Origin of the sequence: Burkholderia sp. Bp9090 (assembly GCF_003857985.1) — a bacterium.
Lineage (GTDB): Bacteria > Pseudomonadota > Gammaproteobacteria > Burkholderiales > Burkholderiaceae > Burkholderia.
On the sequence record NZ_QTPV01000010.1, the window covers coordinates 122554 to 148507 of the forward strand.

17 protein-coding genes and 2 tRNA genes are annotated in these 25954 nt (G+C 67.9%); 12 read left to right on the forward strand and 7 right to left on the reverse strand.

The window, feature by feature from the left end; translation table 11 throughout:
- Positions 1 to 22: 22 nt before the first annotated feature.
- A complete protein-coding gene (locus DIE16_RS12565; protein WP_124570167.1) occupies positions 23 to 1069 on the reverse strand; it encodes a porin in 1047 nt (348 codons plus the stop codon).
- Between the two features lie 302 nt (positions 1070 to 1371).
- On the opposite strand from DIE16_RS12565, the gene DIE16_RS12570 reads away from it, so the two are divergent.
- Both DIE16_RS12570 and DIE16_RS12575 read left to right on the forward strand, forming a co-directional pair.
- Positions 1372 to 2517: a helix-turn-helix transcriptional regulator gene (locus tag DIE16_RS12570; protein WP_124486230.1), complete on the forward strand. Its 1146-nt coding sequence runs from the start codon at positions 1372 to 1374 to the stop codon at positions 2515 to 2517.
- Between the two features lie 101 nt (positions 2518 to 2618).
- On the forward strand, positions 2619 to 3617 hold the full coding sequence (locus tag DIE16_RS12575) for a 2-dehydropantoate 2-reductase (protein WP_124892353.1): 999 nt from the start codon (positions 2619 to 2621) through the stop codon (positions 3615 to 3617).
- A 232-nt stretch (positions 3618 to 3849) separates the two neighbouring features.
- Here DIE16_RS12575 and DIE16_RS12580 read toward each other — a convergent pair whose 3' ends face one another.
- Entirely contained in the window at positions 3850 to 4299 is a 450-nt protein-coding gene (locus DIE16_RS12580; RefSeq protein ID WP_124486232.1) for a MarR family winged helix-turn-helix transcriptional regulator, read from the reverse strand.
- A gap of 62 nt (positions 4300 to 4361) precedes the next feature.
- Entirely contained in the window at positions 4362 to 5507 is a 1146-nt protein-coding gene (locus tag DIE16_RS12585) for a glycerate kinase (protein WP_124520061.1), read from the reverse strand.
- Positions 5508 to 5895: 388 nt separating this feature from the next.
- On the opposite strand from DIE16_RS12585, the gene tig reads away from it, so the two are divergent.
- The 7 genes from tig to DIE16_RS12625 all read left to right on the forward strand — a co-directional run bounded on the left by tig (position 5896) and on the right by DIE16_RS12625 (position 14729).
- Positions 5896 to 7242, forward strand: a complete 1347-nt coding sequence (gene tig / locus DIE16_RS12590) for a trigger factor (RefSeq protein WP_044843676.1) — start codon at positions 5896 to 5898, stop codon at positions 7240 to 7242.
- 140 nt (positions 7243 to 7382) lie between these two features.
- Positions 7383 to 8036: an ATP-dependent Clp endopeptidase proteolytic subunit ClpP gene (gene clpP, locus DIE16_RS12595; RefSeq protein WP_006496351.1), complete on the forward strand. Its 654-nt coding sequence runs from the start codon at positions 7383 to 7385 to the stop codon at positions 8034 to 8036.
- 164 nt (positions 8037 to 8200) lie between these two features.
- Positions 8201 to 9472, forward strand: a complete 1272-nt coding sequence (gene clpX, locus DIE16_RS12600) for an ATP-dependent Clp protease ATP-binding subunit ClpX (RefSeq protein ID WP_006754177.1) — start codon at positions 8201 to 8203, stop codon at positions 9470 to 9472.
- A gap of 197 nt (positions 9473 to 9669) precedes the next feature.
- The gene (lon, locus tag DIE16_RS12605; protein ID WP_044843675.1) at positions 9670 to 12093 is read left to right on the forward strand and encodes an endopeptidase La; all 2424 of its coding nucleotides are present in this window, start codon (positions 9670 to 9672) and stop codon (positions 12091 to 12093) included.
- Positions 12094 to 12298: 205 nt separating this feature from the next.
- Positions 12299 to 12374: transfer RNA gene (locus DIE16_RS12610), tRNA-Val, on the forward strand.
- 23 nt (positions 12375 to 12397) lie between these two features.
- Positions 12398 to 12474, forward strand: a tRNA-Asp gene (locus DIE16_RS12615).
- Between the two features lie 320 nt (positions 12475 to 12794).
- Positions 12795 to 14729 carry a SurA N-terminal domain-containing protein gene (locus DIE16_RS12625; RefSeq protein WP_124520064.1) on the forward strand — a complete coding sequence of 645 codons (1935 nt, stop codon included), beginning with the start codon at positions 12795 to 12797 and terminating at the stop codon, positions 14727 to 14729.
- Between the two features lie 112 nt (positions 14730 to 14841).
- Here DIE16_RS12625 and DIE16_RS12630 read toward each other — a convergent pair whose 3' ends face one another.
- The gene (locus DIE16_RS12630) at positions 14842 to 15516 is read right to left on the reverse strand and encodes an arylesterase (RefSeq protein WP_124486235.1); all 675 of its coding nucleotides are present in this window, start codon (positions 15514 to 15516) and stop codon (positions 14842 to 14844) included.
- Here DIE16_RS12630 and DIE16_RS12635 point away from each other — a divergent pair.
- Entirely contained in the window at positions 15515 to 16216 is a 702-nt protein-coding gene (locus tag DIE16_RS12635; protein ID WP_124892354.1) for an ABC transporter ATP-binding protein, read from the forward strand. The genes DIE16_RS12630 and DIE16_RS12635 overlap by 2 nt on opposite strands.
- Before the next feature lie 81 nt (positions 16217 to 16297).
- Here DIE16_RS12635 and pgi read toward each other — a convergent pair whose 3' ends face one another.
- From pgi to DIE16_RS12650, 3 genes are all read right to left on the reverse strand, one after another.
- Positions 16298 to 17920, reverse strand: a complete 1623-nt coding sequence (pgi, locus tag DIE16_RS12640; protein WP_124892355.1) for a glucose-6-phosphate isomerase — start codon at positions 17918 to 17920, stop codon at positions 16298 to 16300.
- 112 nt (positions 17921 to 18032) lie between these two features.
- Complete coding sequence (locus tag DIE16_RS12645) at positions 18033 to 19577, reverse strand: NAD(P)H-hydrate dehydratase (protein ID WP_124892356.1); 1545 nt, start codon at positions 19575 to 19577, stop codon at positions 18033 to 18035.
- A 50-nt stretch (positions 19578 to 19627) separates the two neighbouring features.
- Positions 19628 to 20929, reverse strand: a complete 1302-nt coding sequence (locus tag DIE16_RS12650; protein WP_124486238.1) for an FAD-dependent oxidoreductase — start codon at positions 20927 to 20929, stop codon at positions 19628 to 19630.
- A gap of 342 nt (positions 20930 to 21271) precedes the next feature.
- Between DIE16_RS12650 and purL the strand changes: the two genes are divergently transcribed.
- Complete coding sequence (purL, locus tag DIE16_RS12655) at positions 21272 to 25336, forward strand: phosphoribosylformylglycinamidine synthase (protein WP_124892357.1); 4065 nt, start codon at positions 21272 to 21274, stop codon at positions 25334 to 25336.
- Positions 25336 to 25878: a GNAT family N-acetyltransferase gene (locus tag DIE16_RS12660; protein WP_124520074.1), complete on the forward strand. Its 543-nt coding sequence runs from the start codon at positions 25336 to 25338 to the stop codon at positions 25876 to 25878. The genes purL and DIE16_RS12660 overlap by 1 nt, the downstream gene beginning before the upstream one ends.
- The last annotated feature ends 76 nt before the right edge of the window (positions 25879 to 25954 follow it).

Consider the following 25954-nt stretch of genomic DNA (forward strand, 5'->3'; position numbering starts at 1 on the left):
GGCTGGATCTCGCTGGACGGAATCAGAACAGGTGGTACATGCCGACCATCGCGCCGAACTGCGATGCGCCGGCGAGCGGTGTCGGGTCGTATTCGTAGACGGTCTGCGAACTCTGGCCGCTGTTGCGCGCATAACCGAGGTTCAGGTAGGCGACGGTGCGTTTCGACAGCGCGTAGGTGGTGCTCGCGATGAACAGCGTCGGGCGCCCGATCGCCGGCGCGTGCGAATCGGTGTGGTAGACGCCCGCGTTCAGCCCGATTCCGCCCGACGTCAGGTAGCGCGCGCCGCCCCAGACGATCGTGCGCGCCGCATCGAGGTCGCCGGTCAGGCGTTCGACGCCCGCGTAGACGGTGAGCGGCAGCGTCGCGAACGCATAACGCGCGGCGAGCGTGCCGAGCTCGCGGCGGCGCGCGGACGCGTCGCCCGCCGCCGACGCGTCGCCGTGCGCCTGATGCAGCACCGCGCTGACCGACAGCCCGTTGCTCGTGTACTGGCCGCCGAGTTCGAGCACGCGCCCGGCGCGCGTATTGCCCGCGACGCCGGCCGTCGCGGCAAGGGCCTCGACATCGAAGCCGGCGAACGCCGGCGACTGGTACTTGATCGAGTGGTCGATGAAGTTCGCGTTCATCGGCACGAGCACACCCTGGCCGCTGTACGACGCGTACCACAGCGGGTCGTAGAACAGCGTCTTGTCGAACAGCACGCTGAACTGCCGGCCGAGCGTGACGGTGCCGACGGGCCCCGCGATGCCGACGTACGCGCCGCGGAAGAACGCGTAGCCGGGGACGGTCGCGGTGCCGTCGTTGATGTTGAGACCCTGTTCGAGCTTGAACAGCGCGCGCCAGCCGCCGCCGAGATCCTCGGTGCCCTTGAGCCCGACCTGCGACGGCAGGATGCCGTAGTTCTGCAACTGCACGGCCGCGTGCCGTCCGTCGGCATGCGTCAGGTACTGCACGCCGGCGTCGAGCGCGCCGTACAGCGTGAGGGTCGATTGCGCGTGTGCGGCGAAGCTGCACGCAGCGAGCGCAGCGGCGGCCATCGCCGTGCGGATGAAGCGGGGTGTCATCACGTGGGGTTCTCCATACCGTCCTGCGTCGTTTGTCGCTGGTGTTGTCGCGACGCAGTGTCCGCAGCGGGAAAACCGGCGAACAGTCGTGCAGATGAACGGTATGGAAAACCCGCGGTGCACGGCATGGACACGCCGCGACGCCGCGGCGCGGCGTGCTGCGCGGCAGCAACGGGCGGCGTCCCGTTCAAATGGATGGGGCTGTCGTGTACTCCGGCGGCGGCGCCCGCCAAAAATGCCGGTCGCTATAATCGGCCGGTCTGCGTTGCGCGCATCAGCGGCCCGATCGGGCAGGGGAGCGGAAGGTGAGGATCACGACGGATATCGGGCAGGATCTCGACGCGTTGCGCGACGTGCCGGCCGCGATCGTGCTCGAGGAATCCGCCTGGCCGCCGCTGCCGCCGCGCCGCGCCGATTTCGACGGCGTGACGCGCGGCGACGCGGCGCGGCGCGAACTCGGCCTGATGCTGCTCGATCTGTACGCGCTCGCCGCGCAGTCGGGCATCGGCGAATTCGAGTGCCGCTTCTTTTCGCTGCTGCAGGGGCTCATCCCGTTCGACGCCGCGTGGACCGGCGTCGCGACGCACGTGCCGACCGGCCCCGTGATGCACAACAGTTTCCTGTACCGTCTGCCGCATGCGTTCTTCAGCGACTGGAAACGCGTGCGCGACTGCGATCCGCTCGCGCAGCGCACGCTGCTCGGCGCGCACGGTCGCGCGGTGCGATTGTCGGTCGTCGAGCCCGGGTTCGACGCGCGGTTTCGCGACTGGTGCGTGAAGTACGGGCTGGCGCAACTGATGTGCGTGTGTACGCTCGACCGCCGCTTCGGGCTGACGACGTTCATGTCGATCTACCGCCAGGGCCTGAACCGTCCGTTCAGCGACGACGACGCGAGCCGCTTCGAGGAAGTGATCCCGCATCTGGCGGCCGCGCTGACGATCAATCGCGCGGCGCAGCTCACGCGCGAGCGCGGCGACGCGGTGGCGCCGGCGGCGCGCGCGCTGTGCGACAACTTCGGCGTGCTGCATCACGCCGATCACGGCTTCGACGACGTGCTGCGCACCGAATGGCCGGCGTGGACGGGCCCGCGCGTACCGGAGCCGCTGGTCGCGCACGTGCGGCGCCAGTCGGGCCAGCCGTTCATCGGCGATGCGTTGCGCATCCAGTGCGTGCCCGTCGCGGGACTGTTCCAGATCGAGGCGCGGCCGCGCTCGCTGCTCGACCGGCTGAGTCCGCGCGAGCTGGCGGCGATCCGCTATTACGGTGCCGGCCGTTCGCACAAGGAGGTCGCGCAGCAGATGGCGATTTCGCCGACGACCGTGCGTCACTACCTGCGCTGCGCGTACCGCAAGCTCGGCATGCACGACAAGAGCCAGATCGCCGGCGTGCTCGGCGCGACGGGCGGCCCGACCGACGACGAGCCGGTGGAGGCAGGTGGCGCGGCGCGCTGAATCGTTCGTGCCGGCACAGGCATGCGGGTGCTGGCACGAATGGTTGTATCCGCAACCATTGAGCGTTATGCTCGTCAGCTCCCGGTAGACGGATTTCCATCATGAACGACACGAATTCAGGGGCGGTGCGCGCGGCGGTGGTCGGTGTCGGCGCGATCGGCGGGTTGCTCGCGGCCGCGCTTTCGCGAGCCGGCATGACGATGAGCGCATTCGCGCGCGGTGCGACGCTCGATGCACTGGACACGCACGGCGTGCGCGTGATCGACGAGGCGGGCGTCATGTCGTCGGTCCCGGTGCGCGCGAGCGACGACGCGGTTGCGCTCGGCGTGCAGGACTACGTGGTGATCGCGCTGAAGGCGCAGGCGCTGCCGGCGCTGGCCGCGCGCATCGCGCCGCTGGTCGGGCCCGGCACGGTGATCGTCGCCGCGATGAACGGGCTGCCGTGGTGGTTCACGCACGGGCTCGCGGGCCCGCTCGACGGCGTGCCGCTCGACGCGGTCGACCCGGCGGGTGCAGTCTCGGCGGCGTTGCCGCCCGCACAGGCGATCGGCTGCGTCGTGCACCTGTCGTCGAGCACCGATGCACCGGGTGTCGTGCGCCGCGGCCGCGGCAACCGCCTGATCGTCGGCTCGCCCGACCATCGGCTCGCCGCGCCGACCGCGCGGTTCGCGGCGGCGCTTGCCGCGGGCGGCTTCGACGTCGAGTCGACGCCGGCGATCCGCACCGAGATCTGGGCGAAGCTGTGGGGCAACATGAACATGAATCCGTTGAGCGCGCTGACGGGTTCGACCGCCGAGCAGCTGCTCGACGATCCGTTCACGCGGGATCTCGCGTTGCGGATGATGGAGGAGGCGGCCGCGATCGGCGCGAAGCTCGGCCTCGATGCGGGGATGAGCGGGCCGGAGCGGATTGCCGTGACGCGCAAGCTCGGCGCGTTCAAGACATCGATGCTGCAGGATTTCGAGGCCGGGCGGCCGCTGGAAATCGGGCCGATCCTCGGCGTGTTTCCGGAACTGGGGCGCAAGCTCGGCGTGCCGACGCCGTATTGCGACGCGGTGCTGGGGTTGCTGCGTCAGCGTGCGGCGAACAGCGGGCTGTAGCGGAGGGAGAGCGCGGCGGCGATGGCCGGCATGCAGGGAAGAATGACGAAACGGCGAGCGATCGCCCGGGCCGCCGCCCACGCTTGCGCGACTCGGGCGGCCCGCGGGATTCATCCGAATAAATCCGGGTAAAGCGGCAGGCGCCTGAAACATGTGCGCGGCCGCAGCGATTGCAGCCCATGCCGCACCTTCGCGATAGGGGCGGCGCCGACTACGCCCGCCAAGAAGCGGTTCAGTCGTCGCGTTCGATCGCGCTCGCGACCACCTTGTCGAGCAGCCGCTCGAACGTCTGGCGCTCGCTGTCGGACAGGCACGCGAGCAAGCCTTCATTCCACTTGCGCACGATCGGCATGATCTTGCGATGCAGCGCGCGGCCGTCGGTGGTCAGCGCGATCAGCACGATCCGGCCATCCTCCTCGCTCGCGCTTCGCTCGAGCAGCCCCTGGCGCAGCAGCGCTTCCGCCGCGCGGCTCGCCTGGCTCTTGTCGAGATTGGTGTGGCGCGCGAGATCCATGATCGAAAACGGACCGAAGGCGCCGACGGCGGCGATCACGCGCGCCTCGGGCAGCGAGATGTCCAGCTTGTGCCGGTACACGTCGGCGATCCCGCGGTCGGATCGCTTCGCGAGCGCATGGAGGCGATAGGTCAGAAACTGGTCGAGCCCGGCTTGTCGGCCTTTCATGTCGAATCCTGAAGAAAAAGGGCGGGCCCGATTGTTCCTGTATCGCGCGCTCGGGTCAACGGTCAGTGTGCGCCGTACTTCAGCCGTGTCAACTGTTCCGCTTCGTTCGCGAGCAGGTTCGCCGCGTCGCGGATCGCGACGTCGAGCGTGATCGGGCCGGGCGCCGGCGAGAAGCAGCCGGAAAAGTGTTCGGACAGGCGCGGCAGCGCGGCCGGGTCGACCGCGCCCGACAGCAGCGACGCGGGCACGCCCGCGACCCGCGCGTGGCGGCACGCGATGAACGGCGCCTTGCCGTGCAGCGTCTGCACGTCGGAGCGGCCTTCGCCGGTGATCAGCCAGTCGGCGCCGGCCAGTGCCGCATCGAGCCCGACCTGCCGCGCGACGACTTCCGCGCCGGCTTCGAACTGCGCGCCGAGCATGTGCAGCGCGAAGCCGAGGCCGCCCGCGGCGCCGGCACCGGCCAGGTCGCGGCAGCGCCGGTCGAGCGCGGTCTCGAGCAGGTCGGCGAAATGGCCGAGCGCGGCGTCGAGGGTCGCGACCTGCGCGGGCGTGACGCCCTTTTGCGGACCGAACACCGCGGTTGCGCCATGCGCGCCCGTCAGCGGGTTGTCGACGTCGGACATGCCGATGAATTCCGCGTCCTGCAGGCGCGGATCGAGCCCCGCCGCGTCGATCCGCGCGATGTCGGCGAGTCGTGCCGGCACGGGTTCGACCGGCTGGCCGGCCGCGTCGAAGCATTGCAGGCCGAGGCCCGCGAGCAACCCTGCGCCCGCGTCGTTGGTGCTGCTGCCGCCGAGCGCGACGAAGAAGCGGCGCACGCCCTCGTCGAGCAGCGTGCGGATCGCTTCGCCCATGCCGCGCGTGCTGCGCGCGTCGACCGGCACGCTCATGCCGACCGCATCGGTAATGCCGACGATCTCGGCAGTCTCGACGATCGCGGTGCGCGCGTCGATCACGCCGACCGCCGCATCGCGTGCGGCGAGCGACGCGCCGGCCACCTGCAGCGTGCGCCGCGTGCCGCCGCCCGCCAGCATCGCGTCGAGCGTGCCTTCGCCGCCGTCGGCCATCGGGCAGCGGCGCACGACCGCATCGGGCCGGGCGCGGCGGATGCCGGTGGCGATCGCGTCCGCGACCTGCTCGGCGGAAAGCGAGCCTTTGAACGAATCGGGCGCGATGACGACGACAGGCGCGGACGGGTGTTGCGGCATGGTGTCTCCGGAAGGCGTGATTGGTGTGAAGAATGGCGGCCGCGGCCCGCGGCGCACCTTCAATCGGAGCTTACAGGATGGCGGGCCCGCGGTGGATACGGCGTTCGGCATAGCGGCGATCCGCGCGCATTGCCGCGCGCGGGAGCGGGCGGCACCGCGGGTGCGCACGGTTGTCGTGCCGATCTGGCGGTATGAGGAAGATTGTTTGCTAGAATAGTCGATTCTTCCGGCCAAAGCCGTGCTCCGAGCCGCTTGCGCTAGCCATCCGGCGCGTGCAGGGATGGCGTGGCGCTCCGGCGCGGCGTGTGCGTGAGACGCACCTCACGCCGCAGGCAGGCACGGCAAGGAAAACCCGATTCGCTCGAATAATTTTAGGACGATTGAAGCCATGGCTAACGTTGTTGAGAACCTCGGCAAGCTTGAACGCCGCGTGACGATTTCCCTGCCGAAGGACACCGTGCAGAAGGAAATCGACGCCCGTATCCAGAAACTCGCGAAGAACGTTCGCATGCCGGGTTTCCGCCCGGGCAAGGTGCCGCTGAAGATGGTCGCCCAGCAATACTCGGGTCAGGTCGAGGCGGAAGTGCTGAGCGACAAGATCGGCCAGGAATTCTTCACGATCAGCCGCGCGGAAAACCTGCGCGTCGCCGGCCAGCCGAGCTTCGAGCCGAAGCAGGAACAGGCTGAAGATGCGTACGCGTTCGACGCGACGTTCGAGGTCTACCCGGAAGTGAAGATCGGCGATCTGGCGACGGCTGAAGTCGAGCGCTCGACGACGTCGATCGGCGACGCCGAAATCGACCGCACGCTGGACATCCTGCGCAAGCAGCGCGTGCACTACCACGCTCGTGGCGAAGCCGGCGAGCACGGCGACGGCGGTGAGGACACCGCAGCGAAGAACGGCGACCGCGTGACGGTCGACTTCGTCGGCAAGATCGACGACGTCGCGTTCCAGGGCGGCACGGCCGAAGACTTCCCGTTCGTGCTCGGCGAAGGCCGCATGCTGCCGGAATTCGAAACGGCGGCGCTCGGCCTGAAGGCCGGCGAACAGCGCACGTTCGAGCTGAAGTTCCCGGACGACTACCACGGCAAGGACGTGGCGGGCAAGACGGCGCAATTCACGGTCACGATGAAGAAGATCGAATGGCCGCACCTGCCGGAAATCGACGCCGAATTCGCGAAGTCGCTCGGCATCGAAGACGGCGACCTGACGAAGATGCGCGCCGAAATCAAGGAAAACCTCGAGCGCGAAGCGAAGCGTCGCACGCAAGCCATCGTCAAGAACCAGGTGATGGACGCGCTGCTGAAGATTTCCGAACTCGACGTGCCGAAGGCCCTGATCGAACAAGACCAGCAACGTCTCGTCGAAATGGCTCGCCAGGATCTGGCGCAGCGCGGCGTGCCGAACGCGAAGGACGCACCGATCCCGGCCGAGATGTTCGCCGAGCAGGCGGAGCGTCGCGTGAAGCTGGGCCTCGTGCTGGCCGAGCTCGTGAAGTCGAACGGCCTCGAAGCGAAGCCGGAACAGATCCGCGCGGAAGTCGACGAGTTCGCGAAGAGCTACGAAGACCCGAAGGAAGTGGTCCGCTGGTATTATTCGAACCAGCAGCGCCTCGCCGAGATGGAAGCGTTCGTCGTTGAAAGCAACGTCGTCGACTTCGTGCTGGGCAAGGCAAAGGTGACGGACAAGGAAGTGAGCTTCGAGGCACTCGCGAGCGCATCGGCGCAAGCGTAAGTGTTGCTCTAGCGGCGTGCCGGCTGTCGGAGCGACGGCCCGCACGCCGTTTTTACGTCAAGCGCACGGTTGCCATTAATATGGCGATTGAGCGGGCGGCTTCCCTCCGTTCAATTTTCCATTCGAACAAGGTTCATTGAATGATCACTCGCGCTGAATTGCTGGACATGCTTGCTTCGAACGCGCCGCAGGGTTTCGAGGCGCAAGCGCTGGGGCTGGTGCCGATCGTCGTCGAAACGAGCGGCCGCGGCGAGCGTTCGTACGATATCTATTCGCGTCTCCTGAAGGAGCGCCTGGTGTTCATGGTCGGCGAAGTGAACGACCAGACCGCCAACCTCGTGGTCGCGCAATTGCTGTTCCTCGAGAGCGAGAATCCCGACAAGGACATCAGCCTCTACATCAACAGCCCGGGCGGCTCGGTGTCGGCCGGCATGGCGATCTACGACACGATGCAGTTCATCAAGCCGGACGTGTCGACGCTGTGCATGGGTCTCGCGGCCAGCATGGGCGCATTCCTGCTCGCGTCGGGCGCGAAGGGCAAGCGCTTCGCGCTGCCGAACTCGCGCGTGATGATTCACCAGCCGCTCGGCGGCGCACGCGGCCAGGCGTCCGACATCGAGATCCAGGCACGCGAGATCCTCTACCTGAAGGAACGGCTGAACAACCTGCTCGCGCAGCATACGGGCCAGGACGTGGAGCGCATCGCGCGCGACACCGACCGTGATAACTTCATGTCGAGCGAGGACGCGAAGGCTTACGGGCTGATCGATCAGGTGCTGCTGAAGCGTCCGTGAGCTTAAGTGGGGTGCCGCCCCGATTTGCGCGGCGCCCCTGCAACGTCCCGAGTGCCCTGAGCATCTGCGGCAAGCGCATCCAGCCGACTCCGGTCGCGCCCTAGGCGCGGCGTTCGGAGCATTCGGCGTATCATGTCATCTACCTGTCCGGAGGCTCTACATTCATGGCGGACAAAAAAGGTTCGAACAGCGAGAAGCTGTTGTATTGCTCGTTTTGCGGGAAGAGCCAGCATGAGGTGAAGAAACTCATCGCGGGCCCGTCGGTATTCATCTGCGATGAGTGCATCGACCTCTGCAACGAGATCATTCGCGACGAGGCGGCTGCCGCCGGCGTCGAGGCCAGCCTGTCCCGGTCGGATCTGCCGAGCCCGCAGGAAATTCGCGACATCCTCGATCAGTACGTGATCGGCCAGGAGCGTGCGAAGAAGATCCTCGCGGTGGCCGTGTACAACCACTACAAGCGCCTGAAGCATCTCGACAAGAAGGACGACGTCGAGCTGTCGAAGAGCAACATCCTGCTGATCGGCCCGACGGGCTCCGGCAAGACGCTGCTCGCGCAGACGCTCGCGCGGTTGCTGAACGTGCCGTTCGTGATCGCCGATGCGACGACGCTGACCGAAGCCGGCTACGTCGGCGAGGACGTCGAGAACATCATCCAGAAGCTGTTGCAGAACTGCAACTACGAGGTCGACAAGGCCCAGCGCGGGATCGTCTACATCGACGAAATCGACAAGATCAGCCGCAAGTCGGACAACCCGTCGATCACGCGCGACGTGTCGGGCGAGGGCGTCCAGCAGGCGCTGCTGAAGCTCGTCGAGGGCACGATGGCGTCGGTGCCGCCGCAGGGTGGCCGCAAGCATCCGAACCAGGATTTCATCCAGGTCGACACGACCAACATCCTGTTCATCTGCGGCGGCGCGTTCGACGGCCTCGAGAAGGTGATCACCGATCGCACCGAAAAGACGGGCATCGGCTTCGGCGCGACGGTCAAGAGCAAGCAGGAACGCGACGCGGGCGAAGTGCTGCGCGAAACGGAGCCGGAAGACCTGATCAAATTCGGTCTGATCCCCGAATTGATCGGCCGTCTGCCGGTGGTCGCGACGCTCGGCAAGCTCGATGAAGCCGCGCTGATGAAGATCCTGGTCGAGCCGAAGAACGCGCTCGTCAAGCAGTATCACAAGCTGTTCGCGATGGAGCGCGTCGAGCTGGAAATCCGGCCGGGCGCGTTGCAGGCAGTCGCCCGCAAGGCGATCCGCCGCAAGACCGGCGCGCGCGGCTTGCGTTCGATCATCGAACAGGCGCTGCTCGACGTGATGTACGAGCTGCCGGCGATGAAAGGGGTCAGCAAGGTCATCATCGACGAGAACGTGATCGATGGCGACGGCAAACCCCTGCTGATCTATGAGGACACGCCGAAGGTGGCGGGTTCGAACTGACCGGCTTGCCGACGATGTTCTGCGAAAAAGGCCGTTCATGAGATCGTGGGCGGCTTTTTTTCGTTTATCTTGTGGGTAACTCTGACTCGACACGCGGTGGTTACTTTCTTACCGAATATTTCCCGCACTTGAAGGCTTGCAATTCGTTGTGGCGGCCTCAATTACCGAACAATTGATTCCACTCATGGGGAAATGAAATGTCAGGCACCCAACTTCTCCCGCCGGAACGCATCACGCTCCCGCTGCTGCCGCTGCGGGACGTCGTCGTTTTCCCGCACATGGTCATTCCGCTCTTCGTGGGCCGGCCGAAATCGATCAAGGCCCTCGAAGCAGCGATGGAAGGCGGCAAGCACATCATGCTCGTCGCCCAGAAAACCGCGGCCAAGGACGAACCGACCGAAAAGGACATGTACGAGGTCGGCTGTATCGCCAACATCCTGCAGATGCTGAAGCTGCCGGACGGCACCGTGAAGGTGCTCGTCGAGGGCCTGCAGCGCGCGAAGGCGTTGTCGATCGAAGAACAGGAGACGCAGTTCTCCTGCGAAGTGATGCCGCTCGAGCCCGATCACGCCGACAGCGCTGAAACGGAAGCGCTGCGCCGCGCGATCGTGTCGCAGTTCGACCAGTACGTGAAGCTGAACAAGAAGATCCCGCCGGAGATTCTCACGTCGCTGTCCGGCATCGACGAAGCCGGCCGTCTCGCGGACATGATCGCCGAGCGTCTGCCGCTGAAGCTCGACCAGAAGCAGCACATCCTCGAGATGTTCCCGGTCATCGAGCGCCTCGAGCACCTGCTCGCGCAGCTCGAAGCCGAGATCGACATCCTGCAGGTCGAGAAGCGCATCCGCGGGCGCGTGAAGCGCCAGATGGAAAAGAGCCAGCGCGAGTACTACCTGAACGAACAGGTCAAGGCGATCCAGAAGGAACTGGGCGAAGGCGAAGAGGGCGCGGATCTCGAGGAACTCGAGAAGCGCATCAACGCCGCGCGCATGCCGAAGGAAGCGAAGAAGAAGGCCGACGCCGAGCTCAAGAAGCTGAAGCTGATGTCGCCGATGTCGGCGGAAGCGACCGTCGTGCGCAACTACATCGACACGCTGATCGGCCTGCCGTGGCGCAAGAAGAGCAAGGTCAACAACGATCTGTCGAACGCCGAGCAGGTGCTCGACGAGGATCACTTCGGCCTCGAGAAGGTGAAGGAACGCATTCTCGAGTACCTCGCGGTGCAACAGCGCGTGGACAAGGTCAAGGCGCCGATCCTGTGCCTCGTCGGGCCTCCGGGCGTCGGCAAGACCTCGCTCGGCCAGTCGATCGCTCGCGCGACGAACCGCAAGTTCGTCCGGATGGCGCTCGGCGGCGTGCGTGACGAAGCCGAGATCCGCGGTCACCGCCGCACGTACATCGGCTCGATGCCGGGCAAGATCCTGCAGAGCCTCGCGAAGGTCGGCGTGCGCAATCCGCTCTTCCTGCTCGACGAAGTCGACAAGATGGGCATGGATTTCCGCGGCGATCCGTCGTCGGCGCTGCTCGAAGTGCTCGATCCGGAACAGAACCACACGTTCGCCGACCACTACATCGAGGTCGACTTCGACCTGTCGGACGTGATGTTCGTCGCGACGTCGAACTCGCTGAACATCCCGCCGCCGCTGCTCGACCGGATGGAAGTGATTCGTCTGTCGGGCTACACGGAAGACGAGAAGGTCAGCATCGCGCAGCGTTACCTGCTGCCGAAGCAGAAGAAGAACAACGGTCTGAAGGACGGCGAGATCGAGGTCACCGAGCAGGCGATCCGCGACATCATCCGCTACTACACGCGCGAAGCCGGTGTGCGTTCGCTCGAGCGGGAAGTGTCGAAGATCTGCCGCAAGGTCGTGAAGATGCTGCTGCTGAAGAAGGCATCGGGCGCGATCAAGGTCGACGGCGAGAACCTCGATACGTTCCTCGGCGTGCGCAAGTACGACTTCGGCCTCGCGGCGAAGGAAAACCAGGTCGGTCAGGTGACGGGCCTCGCGTGGACGGAAGTCGGCGGCGACCTGCTGACGATCGAAGCCGCGGTGATGCCGGGCAAGGGCAACGTGATTCGCACGGGTTCGCTCGGCGACGTGATGAAGGAGTCGGTCGAGGCCGCACGTTCGGTCGTGCGCTCGCGTTCGCGGCGTCTTGGCATCAAGGACGAAGCGTTCGAGAAGCAGGACATCCACATCCACGTGCCGGAAGGCGCGACGCCGAAGGACGGTCCGTCCGCCGGCGGTGCGATGACGACCGCGCTGGTGTCGGTGCTGACGGGCATTCCCGTGCGTGCCGATGTCGCGATGACGGGCGAGATCACGCTGCGCGGCGAAGTGCTGCCGATCGGCGGGCTGAAGGAAAAGCTGCTGGCTGCGCATCGCGGCGGCATCAAGCTCGTGCTGATCCCGGAAGAGAACGTGAAGGATCTCGCGGACATTCCGGACAACGTGAAGAACGCGATCGAGATCGTGCCGGTCCGCTGGATCGACAAGGTGCTCGAGCTCGCGCTCGAACGTACGCCGACCCCGCTGCCGCCGGAAGAAGAGGCGAAGGCTGCGGCACCGGTCGGCGAGGCGGCCAAGGATGCCGGTTCGACGGAAGTCGTGAAGCACTGAGAACCTGAACGCCGTCGCTGACGGTGGTTCGCGAAACCCGCGGCGAGTCCGCGGGTTTTTTTATGCGCGTCGGGATCGTGTGTAGCGTCGCGCGTTAAAAATTTTTGCGCATGGGCTTGGCAAAATGATCGGGGATGAATTAAACTTGCGGGCTCGCTGGTTGTTGATGCCGAAACGCAGATCGCAGCCAGAACGAATCGGAAACGGGTGCTTAGCTCAGCTGGTAGAGCGGCGCCCTTACAAGGCGTAGGTCGGGGGTTCGAACCCCTCAGCACCCACCAGTTTCACGATTCAGCCAGACCAAGGAGCGGTAGTTCAGTCGGTTAGAATACCGGCCTGTCACGCCGGGGGTCGCGGGTTCGAGTCCCGTCCGCTCCGCCAGAAAATGAAAAAGCCCGCCTCGTGCGGGCTTTTTCATTTGCGTCGTTGATCGCGCCCGCTCGCGGGCGCGTGACTGCGGAGTGGAGGAAGCCGCCTGCGCGGCTTCCGGCGGGACGCGAAGGGCTGCGCGTGCACGCGCAGCCGCGGCCTGCAGGATGTAGGCAAGTCCCGTCCGCTCCGCCAGAAAATGAAGAAGCCCGCCTCGTGCGGGCTTTTTCATTTGCGTCGTTGATCGCGCCCGCGCGTTGCGCACCTGCTTTTCTCCCGTGCCACCCCGTATGTTGTAATATCGGACGTTTTGTCCAATTTTCCCGTCACGCATGCTCGATTTCTTCCGTAATCACCAGCGCCTGATGATGGCGCTCCTGCTCCTGATCGTGTTGCCGGGGCTGGGTTTCGTCGGGATCCAAGGTTTCCGCGGCTTCTTCGACGACAGCGCGAACGTCGCGGCGATCAACGGGCACAAGATCACGCGGGTCGAATTCGACGGCGCGTTCCGTCAGCAGGTCGACCAGGCGCGCCAGGCGCTCGGCGGGCAGTTCGACATCAAGGCGTTCGACACGCCCGAACATCGCAAGCAAGTACTCGACGGCCTGATCCAGCAACGCGTGCTGGCCGACGAGACGCAACGCCTGCACCTGACCGCATCCGACAACGCCGTGCGCGATGCGCTGATGAGCGACCCGATGATCGCGTCGCTGAAGAAGCCCGACGGTTCGATCGACGTCGAACGCTACGCGCAGCTGCTGTCGTTCCAGGGGATGACGCCCGAGCAGTATCAGGAGCGCGTGCGCTACAGCCTCGCGCTGCAGCAGATTCCGGCGAGCATCATCGCGAGCGCGTTCACGCCGAAGGGCCCGGCGCAACGCCTGTCGGAGCTGGCCGCGCAGCAGCGCGAAGTGCAGGCGCTGCTGCTGAAGACGAGCGACTACGCGGCGAAGGTACAGCCGACCGACGCACAGCTCGCCGCGTACTATGACGCGCGCAAGCAAAGCTTCGCGACGCCGGAAACCGCGACGATCCAGTATCTCGTCTATTCGCCGGCCGCCGCTGCCGCGAGCGCGCAGCCGACCGAGGCGGACATCAAGAAGTTCTATGACGACAACCCGACGCACTTCCGCTCGGAAGCGCAGGTGCGCGTGAGCCACATCTTCATCGCCGCGGCGAGCAGCGCGAGCGCGGCCGACAAGGCAGCCGCGAAGGCGAAGGCCGAGCAGTTGCTGGCGGACGTGAAGGCGCATCCGGACCAGTTCGCGCAGATCGCGCAGAAGAGCTCGCAGGATGCGCCGTCGGCTGCGAAGGGCGGCGATCTCGGCTTCATCACGCGCGGCTCGACGGCGGGCGGCAAGGCGTTCGACGATGCGGCGTTCGCGCTGAAGCAGGGCGACGTGAGCGGTGTCGTGCAATCGGATCTCGGCTTCCACATCCTGAAGGCGACGGAAGTGAAGCCGTCGGTGGTCAAGCCGTTCGCGGACGTGAAGGACCAGATCGCAATCGACCTGAAGCAGCAGTACGCAGCGAAGGCATTCACGGACAACGCGGAAGGCTTCACGTCGACCGTGTATGAAAAGGCGAAGACGCTGCAGCCGGCCGCCGACAAGTACAAGCTGACGATCCAGACGGCCACCGTCACGCCGACGCCGAATCCGCAACTGCCGCCGACGAGCCCGCTGAACAATCCGAAGTTCCTCGCTGCCGTGTTCGCGAACGATTCGGTGAAGAGCCAGAACAACACGCAGGCGATCGACGTGGGCAACAACACGCTGATCTCGGCGCGCGTGACCGACTACAAGCCGGCTGCCGTGCCCGCGCTCGACGCGATCAAGGACGTCGTGCGTCAGAAGGTCGTTGCCGAGCAGGCTGCGGAACTCGCGAAGAAGGACGGTGCGGCGAAGCTGGCCGAGCTGCAGAAGTCGAAGTCGGCCGACGGCTTCGCGGCTGCGCAGAAGGTGTCGCGCACGCAGTCGCAGGGCCTGACGCCGGCCGCGCTGAGCGCCGTCTACAAGGTCGATGCTAAGACGCTGCCGGCGTACGTCGGTGTCGACCTCGGTGCGGACGGCTATGCGATCTATCGCGTGAACACGGTGATCGCGGGTACGGCCGTCGATCCGCAACAGCTCGCGGCCGCGCAGCAGCAGATGGCGCAGGTCGAAGCGCAAAGCGAAGGTGAAGCATATCTCGCCGCGCTGCGCGACCGCTCGAAGGTGAAGGTGTACGGCACCACGCAGAGCCAGTCGCAGGACGGCGGCAACTAAGCCACGACCCAGCGCCAACCAAGCGAAGCGCCGTTCACGGTTTCGCATGCAGCAACAAGAAGCCCCGCTCGAAGCGGGGCTTTTTGCATTGCGGCGGTGGCGAGTCGCGAGGTCAGCCGCGCGGCTTGCCGAGCAGCGGTTTCAACGCCGGCCAGACGTTGTCGAGCAGGATGCCCTGCGCCTGCTGCGCGGGATGCATCTGGTCCGGCTGGAACATCTCGGGCTTGTTCTCGATGCCGGCCAGCAGGAACGGCACGAGCGGTACGCCGAGTTCCTTCGACAGGCGCGTGTAGACCGCATGGAACTTCTGCGTGTAGTCGGGGCCGTAGTTGGGCGGCACGTACATGCCGACCAGCACGACCTTCGCGCGCGCCTGCCGCGCATCGGCGATGATGTCGCGCAGGTTCTGCTCGGTCGTCGCGAGCGGCACGCCGCGCAGCGCATCGTTCGAGCCGAGCTCGACGACCACGATCGACGGCTTGAGCCGTTGCAGCACCGCGGGCAGTCGTGCGCGGCCGCCGCTCGTGGTGTCGCCGCTGACGCTTGCATTCGCGACGCTATAATCGATTCGCTCGGTCGCGAGCCGTTGCCGCAGCAGCGCAACCCAGCCGGTGTCGCGCGGCAGCCCGTATTCGGCCGACAGGCTGTCGCCGAGCACGACGAGCGCGGGCTGGCCCGAGGTCGGGGCCGCCGCCGTCGCGGCGCGTGCGGGCATGGTTGTTGCGGCCAGGGTCCCCAGCAGTGCGGCGAGTACCGCGCGCCTTTTCCAGCGGAATGTCGTGTCCATGTTCAAGATTACCGATCCGATCATCGAAGTCCATGACGTGTGCAAGCGGGTTGCCGATGCAACGGGCGAGCTGACGATTCTCGACGGCATCACGCTCGCCGTGCGGCCCGGCAGCAGCCTCGCGATCGTCGGCGCATCGGGGTCGGGCAAATCGACGCTGCTCGGCCTGCTTGCCGGGTTGGACAGCGCGACGAGCGGCACGGTTCGCCTGCTCGGCCGCGCGCTCAACCAGCTCGACGAAGACGAGCGTGCCGCGCTGCGCAACGGCGCGGTCGGGTTCGTGTTCCAGTCGTTCCAGTTGATGCCGCACCTGACGGCGCTCGAGAACGTGATGCTGCCGCTCGAACTGCAGGGCGGCATCAGTGCGCGCGACGCGGCCGATCGTGCCCGCGAGCTGCTCGTGCAGGTCGGTCTCGGCGAGCGTACCGCGCATTATCCGAAACTGCTGTCGGGCGGCGAGCAGCAGCGCGTCGCGCTCGCGCGCGCGTTCGTCACGCATCCGGCGATCCTGTTCGCCGACGAACCGACCGGCAGCCTCGATGCGGCCACGGGCCACGCGGTCATCGACCTGATGTTCGAGCTGAATCGCACGCACGGTGCGACGCTCGTGCTCGTCACGCACGATCCCGAGCTCGCGCGGCGCTGCGCGACGATGGTCACCATCGACGCCGGACGCATCGTCGCACCGCACGCGGCATAGCGCGGGACCGGATTTTTGCCGGCCGCGCCGGGTACCAGGTGGATCGCCCGGTGCGGCCGGCATGCGTTCGACGCCGTCGCGTCAGCGCTTGAGCGCTGCCCGCGCGCGCTCGATCAGCGCGGTCGTCGACGAATCGTGCTTCGCGGGATCGACCGACTCGGCCGACAGGTCGGCTTCGACGACCTTGCCGAGAATCTTGCCGAGCTCGACCCCCCACTGGTCGAACGGATTGATGTCCCACACCGTCGCCTGCACCAGTACCTTGTGCTCGTAGAGCGCGATCAGCGCGCCGAGCGTGCGTGGCGTCAGCGCGTCCACCAGCAGCGTCGTCGTCGGGCGGTTGCCGGGGAACGTCAGGTGCGGCGCGAGCGCTTCCTTGCCGGGGCCGGCGACCTTGCGCGCTTCGTCGAGTGTGCGGCCGAGCATCAGTGCTTCACTTTGCGCGAAGCAGTTCGCGAGCAGCTTCGGATGATGGCTCGCGAGCGGATGCTCGGGCGTCAGCACCGCGATGAAGTCGATCGGCACGATCGTCGGGCCCTGGTGCAGCATCTGGAAAAACGCGTGCTGGCCGTTGGTGCCAGGCTCTCCCCACGTGACGGCCGACGTCGGGTAATCGACGAATGTGCCGTCGAGGCGCGCGGACTTGCCGTTGCTTTCCATCTCGAGCTGCTGGAGATACGACGGCAGGTAGTGCAGCGCTTCCGAATACGGCGCGACGAGGTAGCTCTGCGAGCCGAAGAAGTTGCGATACCAGATGCCGATCAGGCCGAGCAGCACCGGCAGGTTGCGCTCGAGCGGCGCTTCACGGAAATGGCGATCCATGTCGTTCGCGCCGGCGAGCAGTTCGTCGAACTGCTCGGGCCCGACCGCGATCATGATCGACAGGCCGACCGCCGACCACAGCGAATAGCGGCCACCGACCCAGTCCCACATTTCGAACACGTTGTCCGCGGCGATGCCGAACTTCACGACTTCGGCCGGGTTCGCCGACACGCCGACGAAGTGCTTCGCGAGCGCGTCCTTGGGGCAGCCGCGCGCGACGAACCAGTCGCGCAGCGAGCGTGCGTTCGTCATCGTCTCGAGCGTCGTGAAGGTCTTCGACACGATGATCGCGAGCGTTTCCTCCGGGTCGACCTGTTCGAGCACGCGCGCGAGATCGGCGCCATCGACGTTCGACACGAAGTGCGTCGAGATGTCGGGCGTCGCGACATGGTGCAGCGCGTGCACGACCATCTTCGGCCCGAGATCCGAGCCGCCGATGCCGATGTTGATCACGTGGCGGATGCGCTTGCCGGTATAGCCGGTCCACGCGCCGCTGCGCACGGCGCGCGCGAAGGTCGCCATCTTCGCGCGCTCGGCGCTGACCTGCGCATGGAACGGCGCGTGCGGGTCCGTCGCGCGCAGTGCGGTGTGCAATGCGGCGCGGCCTTCGGTCGGGTTGACGATCTCGCCGGCGAACATCGCGTCGCGGCGCGCTTCGACGCCCGCTTCGCGGGCCAGCTGCACGAGCAGGCGCAGCGTGTCGTCGTTGATGCGGTTCTTCGAGAAGTCGGCCGCAAGGCCGCCGCCCGGGACCGTGAAGCGTTCGGCGCGGGTCGGCGCGCGATCGTTTTCCGGCGCGAACCAGTCGCGCAGCCGCGCATGGCGAATCTGTTCGAAGTGGGATTGAAGGGCAGTCCAGGCGGGGAGCGAATTCAGCGTCATGGCGGTTCGAGTGAAGCGTGAATCGGGAGGAATGCCGCGCCGGCGCCTCGGGATCGGAAGGCCGGCGGACGAGCGGGCCCGCCGTGCGGCGGGGGCACTCAGTATAGCGGCGTTACATGTCGGCGCGTGGCGACGGGTAAAAAAGGCGATTGATCAGCGTGCGCACCATCGGCGCGAGTTCGCCCGCGGTGAGGCCGGCCGGCCCGGTGCCGTGCGCGGTCAGCGTATCGGCCGCGAGGCCGTGCAGGTAGACGCCCGCGAGTGCGGCTTCGTACGGCGCGACGCGTTGCGCGAGCAACGCGCCGATCAGGCCGCCGAGCACGTCGCCGGTGCCGCCGGTGGCGAGCGCCGCATTGCCGGTCGGGTTGATCGTCAGGCGGCCGTCGGGCGCGGCGATCACCGTGCCCGAACCCTTCAGTACGACGACGCTCGCGTAACGCGTGGCGAGCGCCTGGGCCGCGGCCAGTCGGTCGTGCTGCACCGACGCCGTGTCGCTGCCGAGCAGCCGCGCTGCCTCGAGCGGATGCGGCGTCAGCACGCACGCGTTGCCGCGTGTGCCGCGGGCGGCCACGGCGGCCGCGAGGTCGGCGTGCGTCGCGACGAGGTTCAGCGCGTCGGCGTCGAGCAGCGTCACGGCATCGTGCGCGAGCACGTCGCGCACGAGGGTGGCTGCGGCCTCGCGCGTGCCGAGGCCGCAGCCTGCTGCGATCGCGGACATCGCGTCGAGGTCGAGGCCGTCCGCGGGATGCAGCATCAGTTCGGGAAACGGCGGGTCGTACGGCGGTGCGCCGGCGCCGAGAAAACCGACATGCACCTTGCCGGCGCCCGCGAACAGCGCGGCGCGCGCGGCGAGGATCGGCGCGCCGCACATGCCCGTGTCGCCGCCGAGCACCGCGAGGCTGCCGAACGTGCCCTTGTGCGACGCGAACGCGCGGGCGGGCAATGCGGCGGCGAATCGTGCCGGCGCATTCAGCACGATGGCCGGCGCGGCGGTTGGGGCGACGTCGAGCGACGCGATGTCGATCTGGCCGGCGAGGTCGCGGCCGTCGCCGGTGTAAAGGCCCGGCTTCGCGCCGATGAAGGTGAGCGTGTGGGTCGCGGCGACGGCGACGCCCGCGCCGACGATCCGGCCCGTGTCGCTGTCCAGTCCGCTCGGCACGTCGAGCGCGAGCACGCGGCCGCCGCGTCGGGCATGTGCGGCGATGCGCGCGGCCTGGGTGGCGAACGGGCCGTCGAGCGCGCGACCGAGGCCGATGCCGAACAGTCCGTCGACGACCCATGCGTAATCGTCGAGCGAGGGGGGCGGTTCGGTCGACAGCGGCACGCCGGCCGCGCGCGCGAGGCCGAGCGCCCATTGCGCATCGTCCGGCTTGACCGGCACGGGCATCCAGGCCTGCGTCGCGACACCGAGCTGCTGCAGCTGCGCGGCGGCCACCAGTGCGTCGCCGCCGTTGTTGCCGGGGCCGACCGCGAACCAGACCGGGCGGTCGTCGCCGGCGACCCGTTCGGACAGCCAGCGCGCGGCGGCGGCGCCCGCGCGGCCCATCAGCGTGTGCGGCGGCAGTTCGGCGGTCGCGGCGGCCTCGGCCGCGCGCAGGTCGGCGACGCGCAGCAGCGCGAGCGGGACGGAGTCGGGAAGCGGGCGGGTATTCGTCATCGCGGGGTCATGGCGGCGGGAGGAAGCGCCCCGGGACGGGCCCGCGGCGGTCAGGTCGTGAAGCGCGCTGCGCTCAGCGCGGCGAGCGTGTCGGCCGGCCACTGCTGCGTGTCGCCGGCCAGACAGTCTGTCACCACTTTAGCAGACCCGCACGCGAGGCCCCAACCGGCCGGGCCGTGACCGAAATTGACGAACACGCGCGGATGCGGGGTCGGACCGACGACCGGCAGGCCGTCCGGCGACAGCAGTTGCGTGCCCTGCCACGACAGCGCGGCGGAAATCTTCGCGGCGCCCGGCACCCAGTCGTGGACGGCCTGGCCGAGCAGCGCGAGTGCGGCTTCGGACAGCGGCTCGGGGAGCGGCTTCGCGGTGTCGGCGAGGCTTTGCAGCACGGCGCCGCCGCCGATGCGCAGCCGCTGGTGGGTGCGCGTGATCGAGATCCGCTTGATCGAATCGACGACGCTCAGGTGCGGCGCATGTTCTTCGTACGCGACCGGCGCGGTCAGCGTATGCGCGCGGACCGGATGCAGCGGCAGCCGCCAGCCGAGCCGCTCCAGCAGCGGCAGGCTGCCGGCGCCGGCAGCGACCACGATCGCGTCGGCCGCCATCACGTCGACCTCGTGCGCCTTCTTCGCGTGCCGGCCGCCGGCCGGTGCGAGCTCGATCGCGGCGCGGCCGGTGTCGACGCGGATCGCCGCGACGTCCGCGCCGAAGCGGAACTGCACGCCGTGCTCGTCGAGCGTCTGCTTGACCAGTTTCGCGAACAGCGGGCAGTTTCCGGTGCGCTCGCTCTCGAGCAGCACGCCGCCAGCGAAGCCGGGCTCGGCCGGCACCGACGGCTCGAGCGCCGCGCATTCGTCGGCGGTGAGCACGCGGTACGGCTGGTCGAGCGCGCGCAGCAATTCGAGCGCCGGCTGCAGCGCTTCCCAGTCGCGCGGGTCGCGCACGACGTGCAGGATCCCGGCTTTCTGCTCGAATTCGAGCTGGAAGCGCGCCTCGATGTCGGCGAGCGACTCGCGCGATGCGTCGATCAGCGGGCGCAGCCGTGCATACTGCGCGGTGAATGCATCGGGTTCGCGCAGCGCGGCGAGCTGCTTGACGAAGCGGCGCACGCCGCCGTTGAAGCCCGGCTTGTAGACGATGCCGGTGTCGCGCGGCTGGCGCTGGCGCATGAAGGTCGGGCCGAACCAGACGTCGAGCGGGCTCGGCAGCAGCGTGCCGCCGTCGCCGTAGGTCGCGCCTTGCGCGACGGTCGCGTGGCGTTCGACCACGCACACGCGATGGCCGGCCGCGCGCAGCTGGTAGGCGGTGGCGACGCCGCTGATTCCGCCGCCGATGACGATGACATCCATGGATTGCTTCGATGACGGGCGGCGCGCACGCCGCCCGGTGAGAATTCGCTGACGGGCCCCCGGCCCGGTGAACCGGGAATGATAGCGCCAAAATCGCGCGAACCGGTGCCACGCAACCCCATCCGATTCCGCCGTCTTGCGGTCACAGGCCACCGCGGCCGCGCACGCCGGCCCGGCGGCCGGCCGGGCGCCGTGGATGCCGGTGCACCGTCGCGGTGCGTGACGGGTGCCGATCAGGGTGCCGATCAGCCGGTCTGGGATGACCGACTTCCGGGTATAATTACGGCCTTCCTTTCGCCCCACGTCGCCACCTCGCGCGACTCATCGACGTCAGTCCAGCCCATGGCTCACTTCTCGTGTTTTCCCGGCGCTTCGGCCCTCTCCGATTTCCGTCAAACCCGTCTGCTCGACACGCTCAGGCAAATCGACGCCAACATCGTCGCGGTACGCGGCCAGTTCCTGCACTTCGTCAATGCGGCCGAGCCGCTGTCGGCCGACGACAGCGCGCGCATCGACGCGCTGATGCACTACGGCGCGCCGTTCGAGCCGGCGGCCGAGAAGGGCACGACCGAGACCTTCGTCGTGCTGCCGCGCTTCGGCACCGTTTCGCCGTGGGCGAGCAAGGCGACCGACATCGCGCAGCACTGCGGCCTCACGCAGGTGCGCCGCATCGAGCGCGGCGTCGAATTCACGGTCACGCTGAAGTCGGGCCTGCTCGGCGGCAAGAAGGCGCTGTCCGACGACGCGCGCGCCGCGGTGGCAGCCGCGCTGCATGACCGGATGACCGAAAGCGTGGTCGCCGCGCGCGACGACGCGAAGCACCTGTTCGACGAGCTGCCGGCCAAGCCGCTCGCGACCGTCGACGTGCTGGGCGTCGGCCGCGCCGCGCTCGAGCGCGCGAACGTCGAGCTGGGCCTCGCGCTCGCCGACGACGAGATCGACTACCTGGTCGACGCATTCCGCAAGCTCGAACGCAACCCGACCGACGTCGAGCTGATGATGTTCGCGCAGGCGAACAGCGAGCACTGCCGCCACAAGATCTTCAACGCGAACTGGACGATCGACGGCGAAGCGCAGGACATGTCGCTGTTCGCGATGATCCGCAACACCGAGAAGCTGAGCCCGCAAGGCACGATCGTCGCGTATTCGGACAACTCGTCGATCATGGTCGGCGCCGAAGCCGAGCGCTGGTTCCCGCGCAACGCGGGCGCGGCCGGCGAGCCGGGCGAGCGCTACGGGCGCCACACCGAGCTCACGCACACGCTGATGAAGGTCGAGACGCACAACCACCCGACGGCGATCTCGCCGTTCCCGGGCGCGGCGACCGGCGCGGGCGGCGAGATCCGCGACGAAGGCGCGACGGGCCGCGGTGCGCGTCCGAAGGCCGGCCTCACGGGCTTCACGGTGTCGAACCTCGACCTGCCGGACGCACGCCAGTCGTGGGAGAACGCACGCGACGCGGCGCAGCCGGTCGCCGAGCGCAACCCGAACGAGCAGCACGGCCCGTATGGCCGTCCGGACCGCATCGCGTCGCCGCTGCAGATCATGATCGACGGCCCGCTCGGCGGCGCCGCATTCAACAACGAATTCGGCCGCCCGAACCTCGGCGGCTATTTCCGCGTGTACGAGCAGAACGTCGGCGGGAAGGTGCACGGCTATCACAAGCCGATCATGATCGCGGGCGGCCTCGGCAACATCGCGGATCAGCACACGCACAAGCACGACGTGCCGGCCGGCTCGCTGCTGATCCAGATCGGCGGCCCCGGCATGCGGATCGGCATGGGCGGCGGCGCGGCGAGCTCGATGGCGACCGGCGCGAACACGGCCGAACTCGACTTCGACTCGGTGCAGCGCGGCAACCCGGAAATCGAGCGGCGCGCGCAGGAAGTGATCAACGGCTGCTGGCAGCTCGGCGCGGAAAACCCGATCCTGAGCATCCACGACGTCGGCGCGGGCGGCCTGTCGAACGCGTTCCCCGAGATCGTCGACGGCGCGGGCAAGGGCGCGCGTTTCGAACTGCGCAAGGTCGCGCTCGAGGAATCGGGCCTGTCGCCGCGAGAAATCTGGTCGAACGAGGCGCAGGAGCGCTACGTGCTGGCGATCGCGCCGGCCGACCTGCCGCGCTTCGAGGCGATCTGCGCACGCGAGCGCTGCCCGTTCGCGGTGGTCGGCGTCGCGACCGACGAACGCCAGCTGAAGCTCGTCGACGACGAAGCGACGGGCGTCGAGGAATACCCGGTCGACATGCCGATGGAAGTGCTGCTCGGCAAGCCGCCGCGCATGCACCGCGACGTCACGCGTGTCGCGACCGAGCGCGCGCCGGTCGACGTGACGGGCGTCGCGCTGTCGGAAATCGCGGTCGACGTGCTGAAGCACCCGACGGTCGGCAGCAAGTCGTTCCTGATCACGATCGGCGACCGTTCGGTCGGCGGCACGTCGGTGCGCGACCAGATGGTCGGCCCGTGGCAGGTGCCGGTGGCCGACTGCGCGGTGACCGCGCTCGACTACGCGGGCTTCAAGGGCGAGGCGATGACGATGGCCGAGCGCACGCCGCTCGCGGTGATCGACGCGCCGGCCTCGGGCCGCATGGCGGTCGGCGAGGCGATCACGAACATCGCGAGCGCGCCGATCGCGTCGCTCGACAAGCTGAAGCTGTCGGCGAACTGGATGGCCGCGTGCGGCACGGCCGGCGAGGACGCCGCGCTGTTCGACACGGTCAAGGCGATCGGCATGGAGCTGTGCCCGGCGCTCGGGATCGGCATCCCGGTCGGCAAGGACTCGTTGTCGATGAAGACCAAGTGGGACGAGCAGGGCGTCGCGAAGGAAGTCGTGTCGCCGGTGTCGCTGATCATCTCCGCGTTCGCGCCGGTCGAAGACGTGCGCCGTCACCTGACGCCGCAACTGCGCCGCATCGCCGACGCAGGCGACAGCGTGCTGATCGCGATCGATCTCGGCCGCGGCAAGAACCGCATGGGCGGCAGCATTTTCGCGCAGGTCACGCAGCAGGTCGGTGACACGACGCCGGACGTCGACGATCCGGAAGACCTGAAGCGCTTCTTCAACGCGATCCAGTCGCTCAACGCGCAAGGCAAGCTGCTCGCGTACCACGACCGCTCGGACGGGGGCCTGTGGGCGACGGTGTGCGAAATGGCGTTCGCGGGTCACGCGGGCGTGTCGCTGAACGTCGACATGCTGACCCTCGACCCGAATCACGAATCCGACTACGGCGACGCGAAGGACTGGGCGAAGCAGACGAGCGGCCGTCGCGAGGATCGCACGCTGCGCGCGCTGTTCTCGGAAGAACTCGGTGCCGTCGTGCAGGTGCGCGCGGCCGATCGCGACGCGGTGCTCGGCGCGCTGCGCGAGTTCGGCCTGTCGGCGTGCTCGCACGTGATCGGCACGGTCAACGATCGCGACGTGATCGAGGTGTACCGCGACGCGAAGAAGGTGTTCGACGCGCCGCGCGCGGAACTCCATCGCGCATGGGGCGAAGTGAGCTGGCGCATCGCGCGCCTGCGCGACAACCCCGCCTGCGCGGACGCCGAATACGACGCGCTGCTCGATGCGGCCGACCCGGGCATCTCGCCGGTGCTCACGTTCGATCCGGCCGACGACATCGCAGCACCCTTCATCGCGACGGGCGCGCGCCCGCGCGTCGCGATCCTGCGCGAGCAGGGCGTGAACTCGCACCTCGAAACGGCATACGCGTTCGACCGTGCGGGCTTCGACGCGCACGACGTGCACATGAGCGACCTGCTGGCCGGCCGCGCGACGCTCGCCGATTTCGCGGGCGCGGTGGCATGCGGCGGCTTCTCGTACGGCGACGTGCTGGGCGCGGGCGAAGGCTGGGCGAAGACGATCCGCTTCAACGCGAATCTCGCCGACATGTTCTCGGCCTTCTTCGCGCGCTCCGACACGTTCGCGCTCGGCATCTGCAACGGCTGCCAGATGCTGTCGAGCCTCGCATCGATGATCCCGGGCGCCGAAGCATGGCCGAAGTTCACGCGCAACAAGTCCGAGCAGTTCGAGGCGCGCTTCTCGTTCGTCGAAGTGGAGAAGTCGCCGTCGATCTTCTTCGCGGGGATGGAAGGCTCGCGGATTCCGGTGGCGGTCGCGCACGGCGAAGGCTATGCGGACTTCTCGCAGCAAGGCGACATCGACCGCGTCGCGGTCGCGATGCGCTACGTCGACCACCGCGGCGAAGCGACCGAGCGTTATCCGTTCAACCCGAACGGGTCGCCGGCCGGCATCACGTCGGTCACGACGGCCGACGGCCGCTTCTCGGTGCTGATGCCGCACATGGAGCGCGTGCACCGCACGGTCACGATGAGCTGGCATCCGGAAGGCTGGGGCGAGGCGAGCCCGTGGATGCGCGTGTTCCGCAACGCACGCCGCTGGATCGGCTGATGTTCGATCCGCACGCGCCGGTCGAGATCGTCACGCTGCGCGATGAGCGCGCGAGCGACGTCGAGGAGATCGGTCGCGTGATCGTGGCCGCGTTCGCGGACGCGCCGCAGCACGGCGCGTTCGAGCGGCGGATCGTCGACGCGTTGCGCGCGGATGGCGCGCTCGGCGTGTCGCTCGTCGCGGAGCGCGACGAGCGCGTGATCGGACATGCCGCGTTCTCGCCGGTCTCGATCGGCGGCGAGCCGGCAGGCAGCCAGCAGTGGTACGGGCTCGCGCCGCTCGCGGTACTGCCCGAATGCCGGCGCCAGAGCATCGGCGCGGGGCTCGTGCGTGCGGGGCTCGACGCGTTGCGCCGGCTCGGCGCGCGCGGCTGCGTCGTGCTCGGTGATCCCGGGTACTACGCGCGTTTCGGTTTCGTGCCGTCCGGCGATCTCGTGTTCGTGGATGCGCCGCCCGAGCATTTCCTCGCCTTGGCATTCGATGACACCGCGCCGCGGCCATCGGGCGACGTCCGCTATCACGACGTGTTCCATCCGGTGTAACGGTTCGGTGCGCCGGCCGTGTGCGATCTCGCCGGACTCGACCGAATGAACTGAAAAGCCGCTTCGACGCGGCTTT

What these genes read in the sequence shown, in the direction of transcription:
- tig (WP_044843676.1), top strand. Translation starts at nt 5,896, where the DNA reads ATGGCTAACGTTGTTGAGAACCTCGGCAAGCTTGAACGCCGCGTGACG.
- purL (WP_124892357.1), top strand. Translation starts at nt 21,272, where the DNA reads ATGGCTCACTTCTCGTGTTTTCCCGGCGCTTCGGCCCTCTCCGATTTC.
- DIE16_RS12585 (WP_124520061.1), bottom strand. Translation starts at nt 5,507, where the DNA reads ATGCCGCAACACCCGTCCGCGCCTGTCGTCGTCATCGCGCCCGATTCG.
- lon (WP_044843675.1), top strand. Translation starts at nt 9,670, where the DNA reads ATGTCAGGCACCCAACTTCTCCCGCCGGAACGCATCACGCTCCCGCTG.
- DIE16_RS12635 (WP_124892354.1), top strand. Translation starts at nt 15,515, where the DNA reads ATGTTCAAGATTACCGATCCGATCATCGAAGTCCATGACGTGTGCAAG.
- DIE16_RS12575 (WP_124892353.1), top strand. Translation starts at nt 2,619, where the DNA reads ATGAACGACACGAATTCAGGGGCGGTGCGCGCGGCGGTGGTCGGTGTC.
- clpX (WP_006754177.1), top strand. Translation starts at nt 8,201, where the DNA reads ATGGCGGACAAAAAAGGTTCGAACAGCGAGAAGCTGTTGTATTGCTCG.
- clpP (WP_006496351.1), top strand. Translation starts at nt 7,383, where the DNA reads ATGATCACTCGCGCTGAATTGCTGGACATGCTTGCTTCGAACGCGCCG.
- DIE16_RS12645 (WP_124892356.1), bottom strand. Translation starts at nt 19,577, where the DNA reads ATGACGAATACCCGCCCGCTTCCCGACTCCGTCCCGCTCGCGCTGCTG.
- pgi (WP_124892355.1), bottom strand. Translation starts at nt 17,920, where the DNA reads ATGACGCTGAATTCGCTCCCCGCCTGGACTGCCCTTCAATCCCACTTC.
- DIE16_RS12630 (WP_124486235.1), bottom strand. Translation starts at nt 15,516, where the DNA reads ATGGACACGACATTCCGCTGGAAAAGGCGCGCGGTACTCGCCGCACTG.
- DIE16_RS12650 (WP_124486238.1), bottom strand. Translation starts at nt 20,929, where the DNA reads ATGGATGTCATCGTCATCGGCGGCGGAATCAGCGGCGTCGCCACCGCC.
- DIE16_RS12660 (WP_124520074.1), top strand. Translation starts at nt 25,336, where the DNA reads ATGTTCGATCCGCACGCGCCGGTCGAGATCGTCACGCTGCGCGATGAG.
- DIE16_RS12625 (WP_124520064.1), top strand. Translation starts at nt 12,795, where the DNA reads ATGCTCGATTTCTTCCGTAATCACCAGCGCCTGATGATGGCGCTCCTG.
- DIE16_RS12580 (WP_124486232.1), bottom strand. Translation starts at nt 4,299, where the DNA reads ATGAAAGGCCGACAAGCCGGGCTCGACCAGTTTCTGACCTATCGCCTC.